The organism is Pseudomonadota bacterium (assembly GCA_026390555.1).
GTDB lineage: Bacteria > Bdellovibrionota_C > UBA2361 > UBA2361 > OMII01 > OMII01.
Window position 1 is genome coordinate 1 of record JAPLFS010000062.1, and the last position, 26,872, is coordinate 26,872.

At 50.6% G+C, this 26,872-nt stretch carries 20 protein-coding genes; 15 read left to right on the top strand and 5 right to left on the bottom strand.

Annotated elements, in window-relative coordinates:
* Positions 1-241: hypothetical protein (locus tag NTV65_07940; protein MCX6115126.1), on the bottom strand; the 241-nt coding region annotated here is incomplete at its 3' end.
* Positions 242-652: 411 nt separating this feature from the next.
* Here NTV65_07940 and NTV65_07945 point away from each other — a divergent pair.
* From NTV65_07945 to NTV65_07955, 3 genes are all read left to right on the top strand, one after another.
* Positions 653-958, top strand: a complete 306-nt coding sequence (locus NTV65_07945) for a hypothetical protein (protein MCX6115127.1) — start codon at positions 653-655, stop codon at positions 956-958.
* A gap of 97 nt (positions 959-1,055) precedes the next feature.
* Positions 1,056-2,033: a hypothetical protein gene (locus NTV65_07950; protein ID MCX6115128.1), complete on the top strand. Its 978-nt coding sequence runs from the start codon at positions 1,056-1,058 to the stop codon at positions 2,031-2,033.
* A gap of 36 nt (positions 2,034-2,069) precedes the next feature.
* On the top strand, positions 2,070-3,074 hold the full coding sequence (locus NTV65_07955; GenBank protein ID MCX6115129.1) for a hypothetical protein: 1,005 nt from the start codon (positions 2,070-2,072) through the stop codon (positions 3,072-3,074).
* Positions 3,075-3,358: 284 nt separating this feature from the next.
* Here NTV65_07955 and NTV65_07960 read toward each other — a convergent pair whose 3' ends face one another.
* The 4 genes from NTV65_07960 to NTV65_07975 form a co-directional block, all read right to left on the bottom strand.
* Complete coding sequence (locus NTV65_07960) at positions 3,359-4,474, bottom strand: hypothetical protein (protein MCX6115130.1); 1,116 nt, start codon at positions 4,472-4,474, stop codon at positions 3,359-3,361.
* Between the two features lie 99 nt (positions 4,475-4,573).
* Positions 4,574-5,887: a hypothetical protein gene (locus tag NTV65_07965; GenBank protein ID MCX6115131.1), complete on the bottom strand. Its 1,314-nt coding sequence runs from the start codon at positions 5,885-5,887 to the stop codon at positions 4,574-4,576.
* Positions 5,888-6,124: 237 nt separating this feature from the next.
* Complete coding sequence (gene hrpB / locus NTV65_07970) at positions 6,125-8,653, bottom strand: ATP-dependent helicase HrpB (protein ID MCX6115132.1); 2,529 nt, start codon at positions 8,651-8,653, stop codon at positions 6,125-6,127.
* Positions 8,650-10,116, bottom strand: a complete 1,467-nt coding sequence (locus NTV65_07975) for an alpha-amylase family glycosyl hydrolase (protein MCX6115133.1) — start codon at positions 10,114-10,116, stop codon at positions 8,650-8,652. Before NTV65_07975 ends, hrpB begins: the two co-directional genes overlap by 4 nt.
* A gap of 128 nt (positions 10,117-10,244) precedes the next feature.
* On the opposite strand from NTV65_07975, the gene NTV65_07980 reads away from it, so the two are divergent.
* From NTV65_07980 to NTV65_08035, 12 genes are all read left to right on the top strand, one after another.
* Positions 10,245-10,967 (top strand): succinate dehydrogenase cytochrome b subunit, encoded by a 723-nt coding sequence (locus NTV65_07980; GenBank protein ID MCX6115134.1) that lies wholly within the window; start codon positions 10,245-10,247, stop codon positions 10,965-10,967.
* A 25-nt stretch (positions 10,968-10,992) separates the two neighbouring features.
* A complete protein-coding gene (locus NTV65_07985; protein MCX6115135.1) occupies positions 10,993-12,912 on the top strand; it encodes a fumarate reductase/succinate dehydrogenase flavoprotein subunit in 1,920 nt (639 codons plus the stop codon).
* A gap of 10 nt (positions 12,913-12,922) precedes the next feature.
* Positions 12,923-13,699 (top strand): succinate dehydrogenase/fumarate reductase iron-sulfur subunit, encoded by a 777-nt coding sequence (locus tag NTV65_07990; protein MCX6115136.1) that lies wholly within the window; start codon positions 12,923-12,925, stop codon positions 13,697-13,699.
* Between the two features lie 43 nt (positions 13,700-13,742).
* Positions 13,743-14,585 carry a DUF3298 domain-containing protein gene (locus tag NTV65_07995; GenBank protein MCX6115137.1) on the top strand — a complete coding sequence of 281 codons (843 nt, stop codon included), beginning with the start codon at positions 13,743-13,745 and terminating at the stop codon, positions 14,583-14,585.
* Positions 14,582-15,628 (top strand): tRNA-dihydrouridine synthase family protein, encoded by a 1,047-nt coding sequence (locus NTV65_08000; GenBank protein ID MCX6115138.1) that lies wholly within the window; start codon positions 14,582-14,584, stop codon positions 15,626-15,628. Before NTV65_07995 ends, NTV65_08000 begins: the two co-directional genes overlap by 4 nt.
* 10 nt (positions 15,629-15,638) lie before the next feature.
* The gene (locus NTV65_08005; GenBank protein ID MCX6115139.1) at positions 15,639-18,533 is read left to right on the top strand and encodes a DEAD/DEAH box helicase; all 2,895 of its coding nucleotides are present in this window, start codon (positions 15,639-15,641) and stop codon (positions 18,531-18,533) included.
* A 62-nt stretch (positions 18,534-18,595) separates the two neighbouring features.
* Positions 18,596-19,564, top strand: a complete 969-nt coding sequence (locus tag NTV65_08010) for a lytic transglycosylase domain-containing protein (GenBank protein ID MCX6115140.1) — start codon at positions 18,596-18,598, stop codon at positions 19,562-19,564.
* A gap of 183 nt (positions 19,565-19,747) precedes the next feature.
* The gene (locus NTV65_08015) at positions 19,748-21,793 is read left to right on the top strand and encodes a hypothetical protein (protein MCX6115141.1); all 2,046 of its coding nucleotides are present in this window, start codon (positions 19,748-19,750) and stop codon (positions 21,791-21,793) included.
* A 212-nt stretch (positions 21,794-22,005) separates the two neighbouring features.
* Positions 22,006-23,163, top strand: coding sequence for a hypothetical protein (locus tag NTV65_08020; GenBank protein ID MCX6115142.1), 1,158 nt, complete (start codon positions 22,006-22,008; stop codon positions 23,161-23,163).
* A gap of 162 nt (positions 23,164-23,325) precedes the next feature.
* Positions 23,326-23,958 (top strand): hypothetical protein, encoded by a 633-nt coding sequence (locus tag NTV65_08025; protein MCX6115143.1) that lies wholly within the window; start codon positions 23,326-23,328, stop codon positions 23,956-23,958.
* 65 nt (positions 23,959-24,023) lie between these two features.
* Complete coding sequence (locus NTV65_08030) at positions 24,024-24,632, top strand: hypothetical protein (protein ID MCX6115144.1); 609 nt, start codon at positions 24,024-24,026, stop codon at positions 24,630-24,632.
* 134 nt (positions 24,633-24,766) lie between these two features.
* On the top strand, positions 24,767-26,872 hold a 2,106-nt coding region (locus NTV65_08035), incomplete at its 3' end, for an SUMF1/EgtB/PvdO family nonheme iron enzyme (protein ID MCX6115145.1).

Below are 26,872 nucleotides of genomic sequence, written 5' to 3' on the forward strand. Positions count from 1 at the left end.
TTACCTGCTCCCGCTCCGATACCGGAAACTTATTTCGAAAAGCACCGATTAATAGAAGATATGTTTTGTCATGAAAAGCTCGAAGTCTATCAAAAGTCGGTTGAATTACTGAATAGGTTATTAGTGTTATTCGCCTCCTCCTGAACGGAAATAGCGATATTGTCAACCAGTTGCGCCGCGCCGCCAGCTCCATTTCATTAAATATTGCAGAAGGTGCAGGCAAAACAGGCGTTGCCGACAAAAAGCGCTACTATAGTATTGCGCGGGGCTCTACTTTGGAGTGTGCCGCGATCTTTGACCTGTTGAAAGCGTGGAACCTTGTTGATCCGAGCGTACTTAAAACTCCTACGAGTCTTTTGAGCAGCTTGGCGGCCATGCTGTCAAAGCTGGTTTTTAAGGGTTAACCGCTATCGGAGCGGGGGCAGGTAACGGGAAGCGGTTCACGTTCCCGCGCAGGGGTTTCTCATCTAATGTACCCACACTTATCGGTGAGGAACCGATTTTTCATATCAAAGGTTGGTAAGGGCTCGAGAAAACAGTATTTCTATGACATTTGCCACATCGCAACGGTGTGTGGAGTAGTTCCTTAAAAAACTGTATCATATAGATGCGTTAAGGTTTTTTCTCTCACTTTCAGAAAGGGGGCAAGCGCATGCTTGCAGCACTTTGGATCTCGAAAAATCAGCCCTACGCTTTTCCCGCAATGTTTAAGGGAATTGTGGAGCTGAAGGATAACGATGACGGCAAGGTCTCACTTGTTCTCACGGAGGTCAAAAAGTACACATGGAAGAATTATCACGGGAAGCCCGTATCTTCTGAAGCCGTACTTTGGACCGACAACGATAACATTAGATATGATGGTCTCGTTTTCGTAGAAAAAGAGCTACGAGGAGTTAAGTATCAAACGAGCGATCTTGACCAGCTAGTTACCGTTGAATTTCTAACCACAGGTTCGTAATTTAAGAAAGGTTCCCGCAAAAGGCTATTGGGTTGCTTAGCCAACGGTATTACAACCGTTTTTAGCAACCCACATTTTAAAACTACAGAGATCTATAATGTTTGCCGAAAAAAGCATCTGTATCACACCTACTCCGAAGGGTTGGAATGAACTCTCCAGTGAGCTTAGCACGATCAAGCCCGACGATCTGGTTGTTGTGAGCGACATGACCGGTACCTTGATAACGCAAACTGCGAACGGGATGCTTCCTGCAATGAGAGAGAGCCAGAGGGTACTCCTAGAGAGGGGCCTGATGATGGTGCTGGCCACAGCCGACTCCGGCCACTCCGTAACCGAGTTTCTACTTAAACCGTTAGGTGCCGTTAAAGATGAGCAACTATACGTTGTGCACTCAGTTGGTGCTTGGCGCGGGCGGGTAGTCGCTGGGCAACTCGTGGAGCTATCTAGTGGTGCAGATCTTAAGGAAACTGACCGTAGAACCTTGATCGGTGCCATGGATCGGGCGATCTGCTGCGCCGTAGGTTGCGATACGCCGGTATTTTCTGAGGTGCTACGGGACGATTTAATAGGGTCTGGACGCAGATTCTCTCTGACCTCAATATCGGACTCCTTCGGGACGCAGTCATTCATAGAGATTCTGCCAAGCAAGGCCGCCATATTTTTCCATGAGCAGAATATAGCGGGCCCCATACAGCAAAAGATCTTCTCAGATTACATTAACGACCCAGCAGTAGTGCAGATCGTATCCGATAACGGCTATAAGCTTATTAGGGGCGGAAACTACGTTGATGTATTCACTTGCACCAAGGAGCAGGGGGTTCGTTATATCCTCGATTGCGTTAATCCAACTGAACGGCGCTGCTTAATCGTACTAGGAGATTCCGAGAATGACCTAGGGATACTTTCCGCCGAGTATCCTGAATTCGATCGGGTCTTGCGGGTATTTGTGGGGCAGAGCAAGCTTGTAGTGGATACCATAATGTCACGACCAGTAAGCACGGAGTTCTTTTCGATGCCTGGTAAGTACTGTCACGGTTCTACTGAGCTCTTTCAGGCGCTGGCTAAGTCCCGATAAGAAGCGCAGGATCTCAATTACTAGCACGGAGGCTAAGTGACGATCAAAGCTATAGCAAAGTGGATCACAATATCCCTTATCTGCCTCCTCTTTAGTGAGTTTGTGCTGTACCTATATGGAATAGAGCCGATCTTTTTGCTAGTTGGTAAGGACGTGGCCGGGGGGCGAGGCTCGGCTGTCTTTCGATTAGACCCGCAACTTCTCTACCAACTTAAGGGCTCTGCTAGCTTGGGGCTTAATAGTGCGGGGTTTCGTAACGCCGAATTTGGTCCGAAGACAACTGAGCGAAGGATCGTCGTGCTTGGGGACTCCTTCCCGATGGGTTTGGCAGTTGATGCGCACGAGACATTTCCAAAGCAGCTAGAGAAGCGGCTGATGAAGACCTCGGTTCTTAACTTAGGCGTTGCCGGATACGGCCCCGATCAGGCCCTGGGCGTGCTTAAAAGGTATGCGCTAGCTCTAGCGCCAGATACCGTTATTCTCACACTTTATCCACCTAACGACTTTATGGACCTAGTTAAAAATAAGATCTATCGCATCAAGGCTGATGTAATAGTTGAGAACCACCCAAACCCGGTCGAGGAGATCCTCCCACCATTTAGATTGCCGATAGCTCTTAGATTAATTGCGACCGGGCGATATCTTCCGCAGAGCGATGAAGCTCGGCTTGAAGAGATTCTGTTCGCAGATAAAGATCTAATGGAGCTTCAATCGCAGGAGGATATTGAACTTTCAACGCAACTTCTGCGACATGTCTTGCAGGAGTTTAAGAGGGAGCTTTATCAACGTAAGATCAGATTTGTAGTAGTTATTCTTCCATCCTATACCGAGATTCAGGGCGAGCAGCGCGGAAAGGCCGCCTTTAATACGGAGCGTAGGGCACGAGAAGTCTCCCTCTCTGAGGGGATATTAACCTTAGATCTTACTGAGGATTTTGTGGCCTGGCAGGGGGTGCCCCTATATCTAGATGATGACCGTCATCTGAATCAAACTGGCCATGCCTTTGTAGCGCAACTACTAGCGAATCGGTTGTCAGAGTAGTGGATTTTCGTATTTAAATAGCAATCTTGCGAGGTTTAGGGCACACAGATCGTTTCTCGGTTCATAACGGATAAAGAAGTTTCGAGCTGTATGTTTTTGGAGTTCTATATGACCCGCACTATATTACTAATTGCATCCCTATTAAGCCTATCCTTTGCGACCGGGTGTCACGCAGTGAATCCGGTATATAGTTACGAGATGGGGGGATTTCCTGCTTACGGTACTGTAAAAAAAGCTGTTAGTATGTCGGAGACCAAGACGGACAAAGAAGAAAACACGCAAAGCTAAGCCTTGATACGCGTGGTGGGTCTGCGGAGCAATTGATACCATAGTACCAACAGGCACAGCTGTGCCGCCGCAAAGAATGGAAGTTGACTCGCTAGAGCTCCGAACGATGAGAGGATGTTGTCGCCGCCAAGCAGAATTCCAATGGTTCCTATAGCGGTAAATAACCAAGCCCAAGGGGTGTAAAGAGAGATTGCAACCGTAGCCAGCGGCACAGCCAGGTATTGGTCCGCCGTTCCAGATGAAAGCGCAAATACAGCCAGTAGATAGATATAGAAAGCGCGTTGCCATGCCTTTGTAAATATCGCTACTAGGGGTCCAGCGGCGCTAAGTAGCACGATAAATATAGTGCGTAGCGGCACACCGCTAAGAGAGCTTAGCCCCAAGTAATCAGTTGTAAAGGTCTTTAATGCAAAGATAATTGAGAAGCCCTCCGTTGATGAATATTCAATTACATGCTTCCTTATTCCTTGAAGACTTGCCGGATCGAAAAGCCACGGCGTAAAGCTCAGAATAAATAGGCTACCAGCCACGCAACTAATTGCCATTGCAGGGAGTGTGTTTTTTAAAACAGGGCGGCGAAGAAAAGGGAGCCATACCAAGAAGGCGATTAGGATATGCTTGGTTGAAAGCGAGAGGCCCAATAAAAAACCTGAGAGAAGTATAGTTTTAATGGAGAGGGCTCTGTAGGCGAATATCTCCCAGGCGGCAAGCCCAAATAAGATTGCTACGTTATCCATATGGGAGCGGTAACCGGTCAACATAATCCCGATCGGATTGAGTAGAAAAAAAACATATGCGATGAGCCCGAAACGTCGTCCTAGGATTATAGCAATTCCGATATCAAAGAGGCTCAAAAAAGAGGAGACGAAGAGATGAAATCTCTCAATCGTATCGGGGCCAGTTTGCTGACTGAGCCAACGCAGCACCGCAAGTATGTAGCCCCAACAGGGGCCGTAGTTGTAGCGGTGCGTGTTTGCATAAACGGAGTCTCCGGCTTGAACTATTCCAGAAACTATCCACCACGACTCTAGATCGAAATGGTATCCTACCGAGCTAAGAAGGGCCCGCTCCGCAAAAGCAATTGCGGCTACTAAGATGTAAATATTCACCATGTTTTACCGTTGTATATGTTGACGTCCCCTGATCGGGGTTTGCTTTCACGCCAGTTTACTCCGCAAACTCGCCCCTTAATAGTGGGTGTCTGCCTACTCCTAATAGATAGGCGAGAGCTCGAGCTTCTCTGGTTCCTCTGTTGGGGTCCCCGTAACGGGGGCTGTCTCGTGAGTCTCAAGTTCAATTAGCTCGTAGAGCGTTTTGCGTAGCCCTTTTAGCTCTGCTGCTAAGGGGTGAAGCTGGCCCGGGGCGGGGGACTCGGCTGCTCCGCTAAGTGGAATCTTAAGCTGCGCCGTGAGCTTCTTTAGGCGCTTCTCGGTAGCAAGTAGTCGAGCTGGAGCTTGCAACTGCCCCTGGCGCTTAAGGAGATACACACCACTAATCTTTAGTGTTGCTCCAGAAGTGGTGGAGGTTCGAACGGCATGTTGTCGCAAAACATGCCCAAGAAATGACATGAGAACTGCAGAGGCGCTATCCCCGTCCGCCACAAAGAAGGCTTGAGTACTTGGTTGTTGTAACTCAGAGACATTAACGTTGGCAGATAGTTTACGTAATATATTAAGCAGATTCCGGCCCTGCGGCTCGGCTCTTAGCTGCTTAGAGACCGGATATAAACAGAGGTCGTAGTGACTGCGCAGCCGAGCATCGTTTGATAGCACTGCATACTCCTCTGTCCAGGTAGGTGTAGCGGTCGTAATATCGGTGATAGCGATAAGAGTAGTAGCTAGGCTAGTTGGCGTGCTTAAACAGAAGAGCTTTGGGCTTCGAGCAAGGCGCGCCTGCTCGACAAGTAGGCGCCATGCGGCTGCAAAATCCGCCGCAAGCGAGAGCTCGCGCTCGCCTATCTTAATCATGTCGTGCTGATATCCATCAAAGGTAGAGAGTTGCGCTCCGATGCGCTCACTATCCGTCGGGGCATCAAAAGTCAGCACAAAGGTGAGTGGAACACAGATCGTTAAGGGGTGCTCCGTAGGGCTACACGCTACCGCTTCAAGACCGATGCCAGCTCTGCGGTAAGTGCTCTTAGACCACTCCGCAGTCGGTAGATGTATCTGCCAGCCCGCAAGCTCCAGGGGTCGTTCGCCATTTAAAAGCTCTAACCGATACTTAGTAGGAGCCAGTTCAGGCGCGACCCAGTTACCCTTAGCAACCAACTCAACTAGCCTCTTAAGCGCTAGTCGATAGCCGACACGCAGCTCTCCGCATGTTTCGTTAAAAGGATCGCTACACGCTTCAGATTGAAGCGCCTCGCTAGCAAAGTGCGCAGCACGAATAAATGATGCAAGCGAGCCCGCTGCACTACTCTCCTGCATCCGCTCGCCGTGCTTGTACCAAAGGTTACTTATGGTTAGTGCGCGCTGCTCAGCAGAACCAAAGAGGGCTACATCGTCCTCATCCTCGAGGGTATCCATGTTAGGGAGCTCTTCGCGTTGCGTACCGAGGAGCTGGGACGCTAGTTGTGGTGAGGTTGCGCTATCTACGTTCCCTGGTTGTAAAGTATGTGAGCACCCAGCAAGTGCCAAGATAAGGCAATTTGCAAAGGATAAAAACATGCCTACAGTATTAATGGATCGATAAAGCACCATGCACATTATAAGACAGTATTCTGAGGGGAGGGGCAAGCGTAAGGGCTAGAGTTTGATATTGGGCTACGAACCCTTGATGGGGTCTTCTGGCCACTTATGTTTGGGATACCTAGCGCGCAGCTCCTTTCTAACCTCTTGGTAGCCGCTCCTCCAAAAACTTGCCAGGTCGCTAGTTACCTGAACGGGGCGTCGTGCCGGTGAGAGTAAGTGAAGAATTAGGGGAGTTCTACTAGATCCAACGGTTGGAGTATCAGAGAGTCCAAAGAGGTCCTGCAGAATAACCTCTACGATGGGCGCCTCGTTATTTGAGTACCTGAGTGGTCTAGTTTTTCCGTTTGGGAGGGTGATAGTTGCCGGAGCTTCAAGATCAATAGTGCGGCGTTGCTGCCAGGAGAGGAGCGCCTCTAGTGCCTGTTGTACGAGCGCGGGGGTGAGGGTACTAACAGAGCACCTTTGTGGGAGAAATGGCGCGAGCCACTCTGAGATTTTATTCTGTAGCGCCTGATCGGAGAGGTCCGGAAGGGGTTGGGGTTCCGCAAAACCGATCTGGCGTAACCATGCTATCCGTTGTCGCAGCAGCGCACTTGTGGCGTTAAACGGAATCTTTGCAAACCCAGCGGCTGATGTTAGCCACTCCTGAAAGGCCTCCCGCTGCTCATCCGGATCTAGTAGCGGCACCGTGCGCTCGGTAACTGTAATAGCGCCGCAGCTACTCGAGCAGAAACGACTGAGGGTTCCTCGCTCCTCATTAAAAGAGCTACGAGTATTGCTGCTGATAAGCCCACTCAATACTCCATCAAAGAGCTCTGGATTAAATGGAGCCGCAAGGAAGATCCTCCCATCACCCAATCCCTCATGCATATCAGCCACCACGAGATACTCGCTCTCCTTAAGAGCATCATCCACAGCAAGGGTGGCCCCCGATCCGTTAGCTAATAGATACCTTGGTGAGTTCGGCTCGCGGCGCTTTGCTATCCGCTCAGGAAAAGCGGAGGCTAGTAACAATCCAACGGCATCTACTGCGCTAGGCATACGCGAAGCCTGCGAGGCTTGCGAAGCCTGCGAGGCTTGCGAAGCCTGCGAGGCTTGCAAAGCAGGTAGGGCGCGAATACGCCCCATCCAACGCTCCCTAAGCTCCCGCAGCCGCCGTACCGCGCCGTTATTGCCGCCGCTATTATTAAGCAACTCAAGTCGATCAAGTAAGTTCGCACTCGCCTTGCGGCCAGCCAGTATATCACGCTCCTCAAGTAGCGTGAGTATCGATGCAGCTAGCTCCTCATAACCAAAGATGCGCGCATCGAGGCACATCTTGGCCAGGCGTGGGTGAGCGCCGAACCGAGAGATAACCTTACCGGACTCGGTTATAGCACCGGAGCCATCTATAGCGCCGATACTTCGTAGGGTGGCAAGGGCGTCTTCAAGCGCTTTCGGATTCGGTTTAGTTAGCCAAGGAAACTCCAGGCAGTTACGAACACCCCACGCAGCAAGGTCAAGCACGACAGGGGTAAGGTCAGCGCGCAGGATCTCTGGCTCGCGTTGAGGACGAAGTGCTCGTTGTTCGTGCTCGCTCCATAATCTAATACAAACCCCGGCCGCCGTGCGAGCAGCCCTTCCGGCTCGTTGATCTGCTGCGTCACGTGAGATCCGCTCCGTTTTTAACGTAGTTACTCCGGAGCTCTCCGTACGCGCAACCTTATGCAAACCACTATCAACAACAATCCGTACCCCCTCGATGGTCAAACTAGTTTCTGCTATCGGTGTTGCTAGTATTATCTTTCTGCGCCCTGATGGCTCTGGAAGAAGCGCCTTAAGCTGCTCGGCATAATCGAGCTCGCCGAAAAGCTTGCTTAGTAGCTCTGACCTGCGAGTGCGCTCAAGCTCCCCCTGGCAACGGTCAATCTCATAAACTCCGGGAAGAAACGCTAGGAGATCTCCCTCATGCTGCTCAAGAGCGGAGCGAATAGCTGCAGCGGTTTGTTGCCATACCGGTTGGCGCGCCTCGCCGTGCAGGTACGATATAATTAGTTTATGCGGGGCAAGTGAGAAGCTGTAACGCCATGCATTTGCAAGTGCTGCGAGAGCAGCACTCTCGCCTAGGGTTGCTGACATAACAACGACCTTAAGATCGCTTCGTAGGTTGGCTACTACCTCCAACAGAAGAGAGAGCCCCAGGTCGGCGTGAACGCTTCGTTCGTGAAACTCGTCAAATATAACTAATCCAACATCAGAGAGATCGGGGTCAGAGATAATACGGCGAGTTAGTAACCCCTCAGTTATGATCTCAATCCTAGTTTTTGCAGAGATCTTACGCTCCATTCGGATCTGATATCCGACCGTTTGACCGACCTGCTGTTGAAGCAGGTTCGACATATGCAAAGCTACACTGCGAGCAGCTATCCGACGGGGCTGTAGAACCAGGATCTTTTTGCTCTGTAGCCACGGCTCGTCCAGTAGATAAAGCGGTAGCAGGGTCGTTTTCCCGCTCCCTGGAGGGGACTCAAGAATCGAGATTGAGGTTTCCTTGATACCTGCGGCGATGGCAGGCAGATGTTGAACTATCGGGAGGTGCGCTACGGTACCAAGCCAGTTCATGAGTAGCATTCGATCGAGAATATATGAACTCCCCACTCCGGAGCATCTATAAACAGACCACGCTGCGATAAATCAAGCGCTGATCGGACGCACCGTTCGTGGGATAACTTATCGCGTAGCTCCGCTGAGCCGTTAAGCCAGCTGCGCTCTGGAATCTTAATTAAGCACTGACCACGGTATGAGGTGTAGTTAACCACAACCAGGAGATGATCAAGGGGGTGCTCGATCAGGTAGCAGATGAAGTTCTCGTGCGTAGGATTTCCGGCCCAAGCAGGGGAAATCTCAAGCATGTGCCAGGCGCCTGAGCGCACAGCGGGGGAGTGTACGATCGGAAGAAGCGCTTTATAGAACTCCGCGACCTCGCTGCAAGGCAGTTCACGCGGCGCTCTATGAAGGTGCACAGGAACCCGCACCTTACTGCCCTGAAGCTGCCCGTCGTGAAAAAACCTAAGGCCTGGGGCGAGAAAGGTTAGAATGGCGGCGGCGCGATGTGCGGGTAGAGGCAGCTTTGCGGCGATACGCGACTCGTCGTGATTCTCTAAAAAGCGAGCCATATGCATCTGATATCCACGCGGCGCAGCCAAGTGCTCGCGTATGGCAGGGGCCTTAAGATCCAGCAGTCTGTCGTAGAACGTTTTGTCGTATGTGTAATCAAAGCCGTGTTGTTGGAGCCTCCATTCGTAGCCCCAATAGACCTCGGCCATAAAAAGAAACTTAGGGCTATCCTGCCGGACTGCTTTAATAGCTGCCGGCCAGAAAGAGGGCAGACCCTCAGAGCTACACCCAAGGGTTTCCGCCCAGGTGCGTGCAAAGATCTCGGGCTCAAGTAGCATCGCCATATCACAGCGCACCCCATCACAGCGTGTAGCTATCGAGCGCAGCTCGGTTGTCATCGCCTCGCGCAGCAACGGATTAAGATAATTAAGTTGTAGGGTATCGGGCCAGCCGGGGTAGTTCGGATCACGGCCATAGGCGAATACTTTTCCATTAGGTAGCGTGATCCAGCGATCCGGTGCCGCGCTGCGACTACGCTCGTCCCCTTCAATTAGGAACTCTGTGTTAGTATTCACCCATGGATGATCCAGTGCTACATGATTGGGCACGAAGTCAACCAGTAGCTTAATTCCACGATCTGCTAAGCGCGCCCTAAGTCGTGCTAACGCCTCATCTCCTCCCAGGGCCGGATCTGTGCAGTAGGCGGTGATGGCGAAAGGCGAGCCACCGATATCGGCGTCGCATAGATCGGGGAGAGTTTTTAGGTACTCATCTCGCCAACCACGCTCAGAGCGAGAAACCGCTCTACTCGCCGTACCAATTGACCAGATCCCTAACGGCCAGAGCCAATCAAAGCCCTGCTGTGCGAGTCTGTCCAAAAACAGATCTGGGATATCGTCTAGGGTAGCTTGCCGCCCTAGGTTCGATAGAAATGTTCTTATATTGATCTGGTAGAGGCTAGGATTCACCTCTTTAGTATAGCCGGTGAAGCGCTAGGGGTAAAAGGGCTTGTTAGTACATTAATTTGACCCCTTTATTAAATCTCCTATAAGCATTAACGTATACAAAGATAACAGATGGTGAATAATTACGTATTATGAGTCTTATAAAAGAGTTCTACGGTTCAACGCTCGGAAAAAAGATGACGATGGCGCTGACCGGACTAGTATTGGTTGGCTTTGTGGTCGGGCATATGGCCGGCAACCTTAAGATCTTCGCAGGGTTCGACACCAAAACAGATGACTACAAGATCGACAGTTACGGAAGGTTTCTGCATGAGATGGGATCCGAACTGCTAGGACACTCCGGCGTACTTTGGTTAGTGCGCGTAGTGCTTATTGTTTGCGTTATATTGCACGCTTTTAGCGGTATTCAATTAGCTCGCCTTAATCGAAGAGCAAAGCCGCAGGGTTACAAGATAAGTTCGTATCGCTCGGCTAATGCAGCATCGCGGACGATGCTCTACGGCGGACTCTTTCTTATAGCGTTTATCACCTACCATATCCTACATTTTACGACCGGCTCAGTGCACTTTCGTGGGTTTAGTGAGGGTGAGATCTATGCCAACGTATTTAGCGCCTTTCAGAGCTATCCGATCGTCGGTTTCTATATAGTATCTATGGCGCTCTTAGGGTTACATCTTTACCATGGAACGTGGAGCATGTTTCAGACCCTGGGGGTTGATACTCCACGTTGGAACAGTGGTATGCGCACAATGGCCAAGATCGTAGCGATCGGACTTTTTATCGGATTCTCCTCGGTCCCGCTCGCTGTTGTTAGCGGACTCCTTGCACCACCACAAGTAGATAACCACGGCTAAATATTATTATTCAGATAGTAACGCTATGCAGCTAGAACTTAACGCGCAGATTCCATCAGGCCCGATTGAGCAGAAGTGGCAGAGCCACAAAGACCATATTAAGCTCGTTAGTCCGTCCAATAAACGCAAGCACACAGTAATAGTAGTTGGTACTGGACTAGCCGGTGGTGCTGCCGCTGCATCGCTAGGCGAGCTAGGATACAACGTTAAAGCGTTCTGCTTTCAGGACTCCCCGAGACGGGCGCACAGCATCGCAGCGCAGGGTGGTATTAACGCCGCTAAGAACTATCAAAACGATGGCGACAGCGTCTTTCGCCTCTTTTATGACACGATCAAGGGCGGCGACTTTCGCTCGCGTGAAGCGAACGTTTACCGTCTAGCTGAACTGAGCGTTAATATAATCGACCAGTGCGTAGCGCAGGGGGTGCCGTTTGCGCGTGAGTACGGAGGGCTTCTCTCGAATCGATCGTTTGGTGGAGCTCAGGTTTCTAGAACCTTCTATGCCAAGGGACAGACCGGCCAGCAACTTTTGCTTGGTGCCTATGCTGCGCTTAATCACCAGATCCACCTCGGAACGGTCGAGATGCACCCATCGACTGAGATGCAGGATCTTATTATCGTAGATGGTCGGTGTCGGGGTATCGTAACGCGTAACTTAAGGACCGGATTGATTGAAAGCCACGTGGCCGATGCAGTTGTTTTTGCAACGGGTGGATACTCAAACGTGTTCTATCTTTCAACTAGCGCGATGGGGTCTAATGCGACCGCCATTTGGCGCGCCTATAAACATGGCGCCGGTATGGCAAATCCATGTTTTACGCAGATTCATCCTACCAGCATTCCGGTATCGGGGGAGCACCAATCGAAATTAACCCTGATGAGTGAGTCACTTAGAAACGATGGGCGGATCTGGGTTCCGAATAAGCAGGGGGATAAGCGCTTGCCGAGCGATATTCCTGAAAGCGAGCGAGATTACTATCTTGAGCGCCGTTATCCAAGTTTCGGAAATCTCTCCCCACGCGATATCGCCTCGCGCGCTGCAAAGGAGCGTTGTGATGCTGGCTACGGCGTTGGGCCTATGGGACTTGGTGTATATCTTGATCTCACTGATTCTATAAAGCGCCTGGGTCAAGATGTAATTCAGGCACGCTACGGAAACCTCCTTGATATGTACGCAAATATCTCTGGAGATGACCCGTATAAAACTCCGATGCGTATCTATCCAGCGCCGCACTATACGATGGGCGGTCTCTGGGTAGATTATAATCTGATGACAACTATCCCTGGGCTCTTTGCTGCAGGAGAGGCTAACTTCTCAGACCACGGTGCTAATCGACTTGGCGCAAGCGCTCTGATGCAGGGCTTGGCGGATGGTTATTTTATACTGCCTTATACGATCGGTGATTACGTTGCACAGCAAAGCTTGAGCGCCGTAGGGCCGCAGCACGCCGAGGTGCGCGCAGCCGAGGAGCGTGCCAACGCGCGAGTAGAGAAGTTCCTCTCGATGAAGGGTTCCAAGACGGTTGATCACTATCACCGAGTGCTTGGGCGAATCATGTGGGATAAGTGCGGAATGTTGCGAACCGAGCAGGGGCTCAAAGAGGCGCTCTCAAAGATAGCTGCCCTAAAAGAGGAGTTCTGGCAGAATTCAGTTATCGGCGGCGAGGCTCAGGAGCTTAATCAGGAGCTTGAAAAGGCCGGTCGTGTGGCGGACTTCTTTGAGTTAGGGGAGCTAATGTGCTTAGACGCCCTTAACCGCAACGAATCTTGTGGTGCACACTTCCGAGAGGAGTATCAGACCGAGGACGGCGAAGCGAAGCGTGATGATAACGCCTACTGCTACTCTGCCGTGTGGAGCCAGAAGCAGGATGGGGTAGGGCACGATCTTACCAAGGAGCCACTCGCCTTCGATAACGTTCACCTGGCTACTAGAAATTACAAATAAAGGCTATGTTATGAACCTTACGTTGTTTGTTTGGCGCCAGAAGGGTGCTACGGGGGAAGCAAGATTCGAAAAACATGAGGTTCATGGAGTTAGTAGCGACTCTTCGTTTCTTGAGATGCTAGACGTTCTGAATATGCACCTGGTAGAGCGTGGCGATTCGCCGGTAGCATTTGCGCACGATTGCCGAGAGGGGATCTGCGGGTCGTGTTCCATGACCATTAACGGCCGTCCGCACGGCCCTAAGAGCCTCACAACTGCCTGCCAGCTTCATATGCGAACCTTTAAGGACGGCGATACTATATATATAGAGCCGTTTAGGGCTGCAGCCTTTCCTGTTGTCAGAGATCTAGTAACTGACCGTAGCGCCTTTGATCGAATTCAACAGGCGGGGGGCTACGTCTCGGTTCAGACCGGAGCTGCGGCGGAGGCCAACTCTATTCCAATTGAGAAGGACTTAGCGGATGAGGCCTTCGATGCCGCTGCCTGTATCGGGTGCGGTGCCTGCGTAGCGGCGTGCCCAAACGGGTCGGCGATGCTATTTACGGCGGCGAAGGTTACCCACCTTGCACTACTACCGCAGGGTGCGCCGGAGCGCAGTCGGAGGGTGCTTAGCATGGTTGCTAAGATGGATGCCGAGCTTTTTGGAGGGTGTACCAACCACGGCGAGTGCCAGGAGGCCTGCCCAAAGGGGATAAGCATCAAGTATATCGCGCAGATGAACCGTGACTATATGAGCGCAACCCTTAAGAAAGCCAGAACTATTCGTGGCAAGGTGCGAGCGCAGTAGTGTTTTGACGAAGGATACTCCAGGGGTGTAGTCTAGCTGCTATATGATAAACACCCCACTACGCCTTATACCCATAGCGCTTCTTGGAAGCGTATTTCTTGGTTGCTCAATAACTACGCCAGATCTTGCTACAGAGCCGTTAGAGACGCAGCGCGTAGCTGCAGAGCCGAAGCTGCTCGGGGCCTGCAATCCAACACCGTGCGTTAAGATATTGTTCGATCCCTTACCGAGCCTATCTAAGGAGCTATCACCAGAAGCCCGCGCTGCAATTACAAAGGAGACCTCCTCTGTGCTCTATGCCCCACTCGACAGCGAGGAGCGCCAGGAAACTATAGATTTAGTAATGGCTGAGCTCAAGGAGCGCTTTGATGAGTTCGTAAATGAGGGGCTCTCTGATATTACGCTCGATTGGGAGTTTAGTCGGACGGCGACAGTACTTTTCGAGAACCCAGATGTAATAACTATCGATATAGTCAGTCAGGGTTATTTAGGTGGCGCGCACGGATTTAATGACCGCACACTACTGACATTCAATGCACGAGATGGTCGCAGACTCTCGCTTGATGACATAATAGATCCAAAATCAAGGAGCATGTTACAAACTATCGTTGAGGCGGAGTTTCGCCGCACGCGCCAGATTCCTGTGGGTAGATCACTGGCAGAGGCTGGTTTCTTTATGAAGCCCGGGGATCCGATCTTAGTTCCGAGCAACTTCGGTATTACCCCAATGGGGCTTCTCTTGCAGTATAATCCCTACGAGATAGCGCCGTATGTTTTTGGGCCTACGGAGGTTATTGTTCCAAAAGAGGCTTTTCAAGGGCTGCTTAGCTCTGAGTCTCGCCATCTGACAGACACTATCGACGCGAATGAGAAGCAAGCATCGTGACGCTCCTGGCAAATTCGCACAATTTTATAGATCCCAATAAACCGGCGCTCGTACTGGCGCCGATGGATGGTGTAACTGACCATCTGATGCGCCGAGTTCTTACGGATCTGATGCCGTTTTCGTACTGTGTTACTGAATTCGTGCGTATCTCGACCCTTGTGCCCCCGGAGCGTAGCTTTATTCGTGATATGCCGGAGCTCACCTGTGGGAGCGTTACTCGCTATGGAACGGCGGTTCAGCTTCAACTCCTTGGCGGTAATCCAGATCTAATGGCGGAGGCTGCTGCATCTGCCGTAAGTATTGGGGCTACTGGAATTGATATCAACTTTGGATGTCCAGCACCTACAGTTAATAGGCACGACGGAGGAGCGACGTTACTTAAATACCCGGAGCGAATTGAAGCGATCGTTTCGGCTGTTAGGAGCGCGGTTCCTAAGCATCTTCCCGTTTCAGCGAAGCTCAGACTAGGTTGGGAGGACCCGACAGCTATTTATGAGAATGCGCAGCGCGCCGCTCGTGGCGGTGCCTCCTGGATTACGATACATGGGCGCACGAAGATGCAGGGCTATACTCCGCCCGCCTATTGGGAGCCGATCGGAAGGGTGCGTCGGGAGCTGGATATTCCGGTGGTTGCAAATGGAGAGATCTGGTGTCTCGATGATCTTAAACGGTGCGAGGAGCAGAGCGGCGGTAAGCACTTTATGATAGGGCGCGGCGCGTTGGCCGAGCCTGGAATGCTCGCTAGTTGCGCTGAGTATCTAGGATTGCCGGGGCGTGTAGAGGGGGTTTCTTTTTGCGGCGATTCGCCGACCCTTTGGTTAGAGATTCTTTCGCGCCTCGCTACTGAGTCGAGGAATAACGCCGAGGGGGATAGAAGGACCGTTGCGCGTATAAAGCAGTGGCTTAACTATGCGCATAAGCGCCGCACTATTTCATGGTTCGATCGGGTTAAGACCGCTACGGATAGTAAGGAGATCTTTGCAGCTATCGCCAACCTCATAGATCTCTTAGACGGCGAGCAAAAAATCAGCATCGCCGCATAGTCAAAACGATATGGATACGCTTTTTAAAACAGCGCGCGAGCTTGCTTCGCACTCTACCTGGTCAGCAGGTGTTGAGTTAGCCCGTAACGCCGATTTTCAGGAGCGCAGGGGCGTCCTGGGTGATGAGAGGACGTTTTCGCTTCATCAGGGTCCCCGCGATCGTATCTTAACGGTAGTACTCTCTGAAGCTAACGAGCTGTGGCAGTGTGATTGCGGTGCAAACGAAGACCCGTGTAAGCACGTCGTAGCAACGATCTTAGCCGTTCGTCAGGGACTTCTTGGGCGCCCCCTTATGCGCGCGTCGAGTACGGCACCAGGGGTCGTCGTACATACTCTATCTAGGCGCGGTGGTCGGATATCATTTGCGCGCGTGCTGTGTGCTGGAGAGGTGCGCGAGCCATTTATTACATCCCTCACGCAGGCTATTACGGCCCGCGCGTCATCCTTACCTCCAATCGCATACACAAATGAGGAGCTACTAGTTGATCATATCCTGACGGGAAGAAAAGATGGCGTGCTCGATCCTAAGACCATGCGGTTACTTATCCCGATGCTTGCGCGCGTTTCTAACGTAGAGCTAGATGGCGAGCCGATACGGGTACTGCTCGAGGCGATAGCTCCGAGTGTTATTGTGCTTGATGAGTCAGGCGGCTTTAGGGTGCGTAGAGATCTCACGACAGGGGTTTCTGAGCTCTTTGAAAACGGAGTTGCTCTATTAGATGGGGCGCTCTGCGCCGTTGAGGACTCTGCACTCACCCTTGAGGAGCTTAAGCTAATATCAGGAGAGGGAACCTTTTTTCCAGCCGCTATGGCTAGCGAGCTCGCCTCTAGAATAATCCCTCACCTAGAGTCTAAGGTTACGGTTGAGGTGCAAACAAAGGAGCTTCCACGCGCTAGGCGTATAGCGCCCCGTATCGTGATTGAGACGGTTTCTGACCCTGATGGAGCCCGTATGAGCGTGATTCCCCACCTAGTATACGGAGATCCGGTGATAGCCGAGGTGCGCGCCGGAGCGCTTGAACTGCTCTCTCGGCGCGAGGTTCCAGTTAGGGACCCAGTTGAGGAGTCCCGGCTTGAGCGCGATCTGGGTAGACGTTTAGCTCTGCGACTAAACGAGGCCTTGGTTCTAAACGGTGAGGGCGCCGTTAGATTTGTAGAGCGATTACGTGGCTGGGAGACGCGCGGTGATGGCGTTACTATCTTTAATCCAGCGAGTTCCCTAGAGCCCACCTTTAGCGAGGGCACAGACTCGCTTGATATGATCCTGCGTAGCCCAACCGGCGCAACTATCTCGCTTAAAAGCGCACTTGCTGCGCACTACGCAGGGGGCTCCTTCGTTCAACTTACTGGTGGCGGATGGGGAGCGCTCCCTAAGGAGTGGCTTGCGTCGCATCTTGTCGCACTTGAACGTATGCTAGCCTTTCGAGCCTCAGAGCAGAGGAGTCCTGCTGCGCTACTGCCCGAAGTGAGCGAGATCTGCGATTCGCTGGGTCTTGCCACACCGGATTATTTCGAACGATTACGAAAAGGGCTGGAGCATGTAGATAGCCTACCAGAGGCTATACTTCCAGGGGACCTAACAGCGGAGCTCCGTCCCTACCAGGTAGACGGCGTGCGGTGGTTATCATTTCTTCGTAGCCACGGACTAAACGGACTGCTGGCTGATGATATGGGGCTTGGAAAAACCCTACAGGCGCTCTGCGTTGCTGAGGGACGAACCTTGGTTGTGGCGCCAACCTCGGTGTTGCACAGTTGGCGTGAGCAGATAGCGCGCTTTAGGCCGGCTCTTACGGTATCGCTATATCATGGGCCACAACGCGTTCTCGACTGCGCCGCTGCCATCACCATAACGAGCTATGCACTTATGCGCCTCGATATAGAGCAGCTCCAGACAGAGGAGTGGGATACTATTATCCTTGACGAGGCTCAGATGATTCGAAATCCTGATAGTCAGGTAGCGCGCGCGTCGTATAAACTGCGCGGTGCTTTTAAGATAAGCCTAAGCGGAACCCCGATTGAGAACTCACTCTTAGATCTATGGAGTCAGTTTCACTTCCTAGCACCAGGGCTGCTCGGCCCAGTTAGCGATTTTAGGCGACACAGCACCTCTAGCACTACGATGAGCGCAGCAGCTCGATTAAAGAGGCGCACCACGCCCTTTATTCTAAGACGCCTTAAGCGCGACGTGGCAAAGGAGCTACCACCAAAAACCGAGGTCGTGCTTGAATGTGAGTTAAGTAAGGAGGAGCGAACCGTTTATGAATCGGTTATGGCGGCAACACGCAGCGAGATTGTAGAGAGAATTGGTGGAGGAGAGGGGATCTTTTCGGCCCTTGAGGCTATCCTTCGTTTGCGGCAGGCGTGTTGTCATACGGCGCTACTGCCAGGAATTGCGGCTGAAAGCTCGAGCAAGATAGAACTGCTACTCGAATCTCTCGGCAATTCACTGGAGCAGGGGCATCGGGCGTTGGTGTTCTCGCAGTGGACCTCGTTACTTAATCTGATTGAGCCAAAGCTAAGCGAGCAGGGGATCTCGTTCTCGCGCATCGATGGTTCAACCTCTGAGCGCGGCGCTATTGTAGAGCAGTTTCAACGCTCGGATGGACCATCGGTGATGCTCCTCTCGCTTAAAGCCGGTGGGCTTGGACTCACCCTAACCGCAGCCGATCATGTCTATATACTAGACCCATGGTGGAACCCAGCCACGGAGGACCAGGCGGCAGACCGCTCCTATCGTATCGGACAGGAGAATCCAGTAGTGGTACACCGCCTGGTTGCAAGCGATACCATCGAAGGCAGGATCTTAGCGCTCCAGGGCCGTAAGAGGGCGTTACTGTCTGAGGCTATCGGGGATAGCTCAGAGATCTCGCTTTCACGGCAAGATATCCTTGAGATTCTGTCCTAATGGTTCCAGCTGGTTATCATTTAAGGTGAAGCAGTACTGCCTTATCCGCTGATAAGTGTCTGATGAAACTGGATTTAGATCGCTCAAATAGGAGTGTTGCTAGCCCCATACTAGCGCCGCAGGGAAGGCTTGTTCGCTCAACGCGCGCGGCGGGTGCCGGGCTACTTGCAGCTACCCCAGTTGTTGAGACCGAGGCACCAGAATCTGGGGCTAATTCCAATTTGGTCCGCTTTGTAATACCGATAGCTCTTTTTCTCTCTGCCGCTGCTTATATGCTCTCTGCGCCCACCGCAGATGTAGATTCAGAGATTGAGTTAGCGACAGTTCGGTCGGAGGATCTAAGGAGATCAATTATACAAACATTTGATGCAACCGATCTGGAGCGACCTCGCGTGGTAACGACCAACGCTCGTCAAACATCTTTATTAGCACCTTTACACCAACACAAAGCTAGACAGAAGCCTGCTATAGTGGCAAATCTAACCCCGCCGATCATCCCAGTTGCCTACCACACAGCACCAAGAGCCTCCAAAAACTCGGCTACCATAGCCCGGATTTACCAGATTATTAAGCTATACTCTCCGCGCCACAATAATCCGCGAGCACTAGCTGAGCGCATAGTTGCTGAGAGTCATGCGCAGGGATACGATCCGATCTTTGTGGCCGCTGTTATAAAGTCTGAGAGTACTTTTAATGCAACGGCGAGATCTAACAAAGGCGCGCAGGGGTTGATGCAGATCATGCCTAAAACCGGTGCGTGGCTCGCCGAACGGAATAATATACGTAAACTACGCATCTACGAAGAGGGGCACAACCTAAAGCTCGGCATCGCCTACTTAAAAGAGCTCGAAGCGGAGTACGGGGGCGATAAGGTTATGACCCTAGTTGCATACAACTGGGGCCCTGGGCATGTGCTATCTGCAACTGGCGGTAAGCGCAAAATACCGGCAGAGGTTTTGACCTATGCCGTGAAAATTCTTAACGACTACCGTCGCTGGCGTGGTGATATACAAAAGACCGCGCGTGGATAACCTATAGCTATTTAGCCATATCGATAGAGTGCCTAAATAAATTTAGTAACTTATTCAGCTATTTAATTATCGACTAGCTTATACTGGCGTAATATAATTACAAATCTTACCGAGCTTTAAGGTCGTTTCCAGACCACTCCTCTTCAACATGACTAAGGTTTGAATATCCCTCATAATCTCAAGATGATTGAAAAGCCTGCAGATCTTAAGGAAGCCAGAACCCAGCTTGCGAACACCCTTGAGTCTCTAATTCTGATTAAGACCAAAGAAGCAAATGAGATAGAAAGACAGTTCTCCGTCGATTTACTTAGTAGTTCGAGGTTCGTAATTCCTAGAGGTAGGGCAAGCCTGCGTATCGCTAATCTTCAAGATGAAGTTCTTGGGTTTGTTAGCGTAGGTGAAAATTACAAAGGCCTCAGAGAAGACCCTCTATTCATGAAGTTTGCCAAAAACATGTGTATCGTTGGTGCCAGGTTTTCCGGTTTTGAAGTATCTGACCTTAAAAGCAATCCTCAGAAAACAGAAACGTTCGTTAAACATTTAGTTGCGCATTATCAACTGATACGTGAAGCAGGGGTGTGGCCGAGTATTATTAAAAAAGCACATTTTCTATCTGTTTTTGAGGTGGATAGAATATTAACTGAAGCCAAAAGCATATTCGGATCTGATGCTAATTCTAGAGCAGTTTTAAATACTGCAGTGTCTCAGGTATTTAATAAGCGATACCCATCAATCGCTGAAGCCAAGCAAGCATACGATAAGGCACTAACTGAGTCTCATAGCGTATTCGGATCTGATATTTTATCTGAAAAACTAGTTCGGACTGCTGCGGGGCTGGTATTCATTAAAAGATACCCCTCTATCGCTAAAGCCAAGCAAGAATATGATAAGGTCTTAACTGAGTCCGATAGCGTGTTCGGATCTGATACTGATTCTAAGACACTTGTTCGCACTGCTGCGTTTCAAGTATTCACTAAGAAATACCCATCTATTGCTCAAGCTAAGCAACAATACGATAAGGGATTATCCGAAGCCCATCGCGTATTCGGATCTGACATCGATTCCGAAACACTTGTTCGCACTGCTGCAATTCTAATATTTAGTAAGAAATACCCCTCTATCGCTAAAGCCAAGCAAGAATACGATAAGACATTATCTGAGGCCCGCAGCGTATTCGGATCTGACGTTGATTCTAAAGAGCTCTTTCGCACTGCTGCATTTCGAGTGTTCTGTAAGCAATACCTCTCTATCGCTAAAGCCAAGCAAGAATACGATAAGGCATTATCTGAGGCGCACACCGTATTCGGATCTGAGACTGATTCTGAAAGATTAGTTCGCACTGCCGCGTTTCAAGTATTCACAAAAAAATATCCAACTATTGCTGAAGCTAAGCAACAATACGACAAGGCATTAACTGAGGCCCAGAGCGTATTCGGATCTGATGCTGATTCTAAGACAGTTGTTCGCACTGCAGCGTTTCTAGTATTTATTAAGCAATACAAAGCTATCAATGAAGCCAAGCAAGAATACAATCGAGCATTAACTGAGGCTCGTAGCGTATTCGGATCTGACACTGATTCTGAAGCACTTGTTCGTACTGCTGCAAATCTAATATTCACTAATAGATACCACTCTATCTCAGAAGCCAAGAAAGTCTACGATCAAGCGTTAACTGAGTCCCAGAGCGTATTCGGTTCCGACGCTGATTCCGAAAAAATAGTTCGTACTGCTGCATTTCAAGTATTTACTAAGAGATACCCGGCTATTTCTGAAGCCAAGCAAGTATATGATAAGACCTTAACTGAGGCCCGTAGCGTATTCGGATCTGATACTGATTCTGAAGCCGTTGTTCGTACTGCTGCGTTTCAAGTATTCATTAAGCAATACAACTCCATGGCTGAGGCCAAGCGGGTCTACCATAAGGCCTTAACTGAGGCCCGTAACGTATTCGGAGCAGACACTGACTCTGAAACACTTGTTCGTACTGCTGCGGGTCTAGTATTCATTAAGAAACACACATCTATCGCTGAAGCCAAGCAGGTCTACGATAGAGCATTAACTGATGCCCGGAACTTATTCGGAGCTGACACTGATTCTAAAACGCTCGTTCACACTGCAGCGCTTCAAGTATTTAGTAAGAAATACCCCTCTATTGCAGAAGCAAAGCAAGCATACGATAAGTTTAATACCGTGCGCCCCCCTTATGGCACTCGTAAAACGAAAAGATAGCCGATAGTAGGTTATCTCCGCACCCGCCGCAGGGGACTAGTAAATTCGCCTACCCTCTGTTGAGTGCAAAGTTCTAACTAAAATCTAACAAACCGTGGCGTATAAGCCTTATTGGTAAGTTAAACACAAATCTAACCTACCTCTCCTTGAGTCGAACATCTACACTCGTGCATTCTGCAAGAACTTGTCCCCTAGGATATTCGAGGAAGAGCATGTTAGCACGCACAACTGTTAAATCCGTAAATATTGAAACTAAATCTGAATCTGAACCAACCTTTAAAACCCTAGTTAGCCAGGCGCTTACAAGCAGCTGCGGACTACGGGTAGATGAGTTTGTAGCTCAAATAGCGATGTCAGATACCGCTTTAAAGACAAAGGCTGATGCTATATTAAATATCGCTCTTAAGCGTCAAGAATTGCCGCATGTAGTTGTACGCTGCTTTGCTGAGCTTGAAATGCTGGGGCAATCTTGGGTTCGGATATTAATTGATGACGTAATAGCAAAACCTGAAGACCCAGATATGGATCTGGTTCGAGGTCGGGCACTAGCCTCTCTCGTGAAAATTGAGGATCTATCTCTAAACGACCTCTCTTTACTGGCAAGGAGTATCCAACATAGATTCACTAACATTAGGACTCAGATTGCACATTCAATCAACCACTTAGAGCCGAAACAGCTCAACTACCTACATGCGCAAGCATTACTACTCGATCCCTCACTAGTACCTAATGTTGCTATACTTATTAAGCAGCTTAAGGAAGTTAAAACTAGACCAGTAGATATTTCCGAAGAGGCTCAAGATAGCGCGCCACTCCCTAGGATTAAGCAAGCAACCCAAAAGTTACCGCGCGGCCAGTCTTTAAAGCAGCCTATCAAACCAGCCATCATCTCAGCGCAACCGAAGCTTAGTAGTCCTGAGCAGGCGGATAGTGGCAGGGCTCGTATCCTACCACTTGTTAAGAAGGCGGTAGAGATCAAGTCGAGCCAGGTATTAAAGCTGCCGCCGATAACTACAGAACTTGCAGTGCAGGGAACACCTTTTCAGCAAGTTAATTCCGAGCCAGCGGTGTCGGCGACTATCAAACCAGCACCGAGCGCTCTTAGGCAACTCGCCAACAACCTACGCCTCTTGGAAGGTCTTCGAGATCCGAGCTTATCTAACAAAAGCCTTTCTGAGTTGCTTTGGGTAAAAAGCGAAACTAAGGATCCGATAGTAATATGCAGGTGTATCGCTGAGATAACTACTCGATTTGGCTTGGATGCGGGGCGCGATAACGGTTCCGACCAACTTGTCTGGATTATCTCAGATCCGGCAGAAACAGAGGCCAAAGAGATAGCTATGGTACTTACGCGGGCTCTTTTTGGGTAGAAGTTTTATGTGCGCTCCTGTGACATTCGCGCAACGGTTTGCGGCGTGCATTAGAAAAATCACTAACATTTTTCTAACAATTTCATGGGTGTCGCAACAACATTACATTATGTAATTAAATTTTAGCCCTGTTTTTAAACACCTATTGGGGTGAGTACCTCTATGTTCAGATATCTACAATATTCAACGAAACGTTTTGCTCTCGGTTTAATCTTTGTTGCTGCGAGCATGTTTCTGCCGCAATCTGCGTTTGGGGCTAATAGTTATTGGGTCGGTTCCGCAGGCGGAGATTGGAGCGATGCAAACAACTGGGCGTCCACAAATCCGGCGTCCTGCACCGGTGGTGGTGCAGGAGTTCCAGGCGCGGGTGATACCGCGATCTTTGATGCCGACTGCGACAACAACGCTACGATGGACGCAAATATTAACGTTCTTGGCATAAATATTAACAGTGGCTATACGGGTACCATTAGCCCATCAGCCGCTATCGGTATTACGATCGGGGGCTCTGGATTTGTTCAGGCAGGTGGCACCTTCACCTCAACCAGTGGAACGATGACGATAAATTCTGGCGGTTTCAACCGCACCGGTGGAACATTTACGCATAATTCAGGGACGGTAACTTTTTCACCCAATTATGGTGGTGTAACCATCACCCCTGGCACCTCCCTGACCCTCTATAACGCTACATTCTCCAAGGTGGATCCTAGTGATAGCGACACCGCTACCTATAGTCTAGCAGCCGGCTTTACGGTTGCGGGAAACCTTACGGTACAAAACACATCGGGAGTCTAGCAGCCGGCTTTACGGTTGCGGGAAACCTTACGGTACAAAACACATCGGGCTCGGACACCCTGCTGGTGCAAGCGTTAACACCTAATAGCAATCCAACTATTACCGTTAATGGAAACCTCTCCTTTCCGAGCACACCCGGCAGCAGTAGTCCGCTGTATTTTGGTAGCTCGACACCTAGTTCTAACATCACGGTGGCGCTTGCTGGCGATTTATCGATCTCGGATGCTCAGGCGAATCTATATGCTAACGTCACTTTCAACGGAACGGGGAGCCAGAGCGTTGCCCAGTCCGCTGGCGTTGTTTCCACTGGAACCTGGACGGTAAATAAGGCTAGCGGAACGTTATCTCCTACGACCACACTCACTACAACCAGCCCCCTTACGGTAACAGCGGGGACGTTTGATCAGGGGAGCTATGCGGTCTCGTTTGGTGCGATGACCATCAACGGTGGTACCTTTACCGGTGGCTCCCAATCTATAACTTGCACCTCCCTTACCGAATCAAGTGGCGCCTTCACCTCAACCAGTGGAACGATGACTATAAATTCTGGCGCTTTTAACCGCACCGGTGGAACATTTACGCATAATTCTGGGACGGTAACTTTCGCAGCCAGTAATTCTGGTACTACAACCATCACCCCTGGCACCTCCCTGACCCTCTATAACGCTCCCTGACCCTCTATAACGTCACATTCTCGCAGGCGAGTACTGGTGGTGACGACTACACCGCTACCTACAATTTAGCTGCCGGCTTTACAGTTGCGGGGAACCTTACGGCACAAAACACGTCGAGCTCGGACTACCTACAGGTGAAAGCGTTAACACCTAATAGTAATCCTACCATTACCGTTAACGGAAACCTCTCCTTTCCGAGCACCCCTGGTAGCGGTTATGCGTTGTATTTTGGTAGCGCTAGCGCTAGTTACAACTTCACGGTCAACCTTGCTGGCTCACTCTCTAATCTGGACGCTCAAGCTGTTGTTTACGCAACTATAGTATCAGCAACCGCTGCCCCAACCAGTACTCCAAACAATACTCCGACCGAAACCCCCGCCGCAACCTCTACCAGCGCCGGTCTGGCCCCACTTACATTTTTGTCCACCAACAATGCGGCATATTTAAGCTATTCCGGCACAGGGACATCAGTAGACCCAATCACTGGCTATGTTGGCGGATTAGGGAACGATACCAATCACATTCTGACATTTACTGTAAATACGACGGGAACTTTGTCCTTTGAAATCTGCGCATCTTCAGAGGCCGGCTATGACGTTGGGTCCATCCAAAGGATTCGATCGCTAGTCGTAACTGGTCTTGGTTCGGTAAGTGGTACTTCGTGCGTCACTTCAACAGTCGCGGTTTTGACCAACGACCAAATACAAATTTCCTATAGTAAGGACGAGTCAGATTCCGATGGTTCAGATCGGGTCAATATTACCTACCTTTACGTTACCGGCAGCGGCTCGACACCAACGCCAACAGCAACGCCGACATCAACCAATACTCCGACCGCTCCCCCAACTGAGACTCCAACTGAGACTCCAACTGAGACTCCGACCGAGACTCCTACTGAGACTCCAACCGAGACTCGGACTGAGACTCCAACCGAAACCCCAACCCCCGCCCCGACCTTTACCAGCGCCGGACCAAGTAGCGTGGTGCTCTCTAATCTCATACTAAGTGGAGTAGATACCAACACCGGCACCATGGATGTCGAGTTTGACATTGCATGGAACTACTCCTGGCGCTTAAGCACAGGGCGGAGCAACTGGGACGCCGTCTGGGTGTTTATGAAGTTTAAGAACGCCTCACGGGGTAGCGGCGAGTGGAAACCCGGCTCGCTGCTCAATACCGGACATACGGCACCCTACGGTTCAGAGATAACTACTGGGCTTATCAATACAGCCACAAGTTTTGATATAGCTACTAACCCCGGAGTGGGTGTCTTTATCTACCGCGACGCCGCTGGCTCAGGGAGCGTAGACTTTAACGATGTAAAGCTACGGTGGGATTATGAGCAGGACGGAGTTGTATACGGTGATGACCTAACCTACCGCATCTACGCCATACATATGGTCTACGTTCCGGATGGGGCGTTCTATGCCGGGGATAACAACACCTCAACTAGCTCATTTAAGCAGGGCTCCGCTGACAACGACCCGTGGTATATAACTAGTGAGTCTGAGATTATAACCAGCTCTGCTAGCGCCGAGTACTATGATGCTACAGGGTATACGATCCCAGCCGCCTTTCCGAAGGGGTACGGTAAGTTCTACCTAATGCGGCACGAGATTACGCAGGAGCAGTGGCGTGATTTCTTTAACTCACTCCCTACTACTGGCAACTACCGCGGCAATCGGGACTGTACCGCTTCGACTAATAGCGGAAAGAATACAGACTCACTTACAAATCGTAATAATCTAAGTTGGAGCGGTAGCGGCTCTGCTACGTTACCCGATCGCAATTCCTCTGAAACATACTGTACGGTTGCGATGAGCTATCTGAGCTGGGAGGATCTAGGCGCCTACCTTGATTGGGCCGGGTTACGACCGCTAAGTGAGCTTGAATACGAGAAGGCAGCTAGGGGCACCCTTGGGGCTCTTAGTGGCGAGTACGCCTGGGGTAGTACCAGCTCTACAAACGCTAGCTCCGTTACCAACGGAGGCTTAGTAAGTGAGGTGCCAGGCAATAGTGGAGCGAACGTTAACTGGAGTGGTGGAGTTAGTGGACCCTTGAGGGTAGGGAGCTTCGCAGCGCTTAATTACGGAGATCCCTCACGCGCCAGCGCTGGGGCTGGGTATTACGGAGCGTTAGAGCTAAGTGGAAACCTATCTGAGCGGACCGTTACGGTAGGAAACTCAGATGGGCGCGCCTTTACCGGACTGCACGGTAACGGAGAGGTTGATACGAATGGA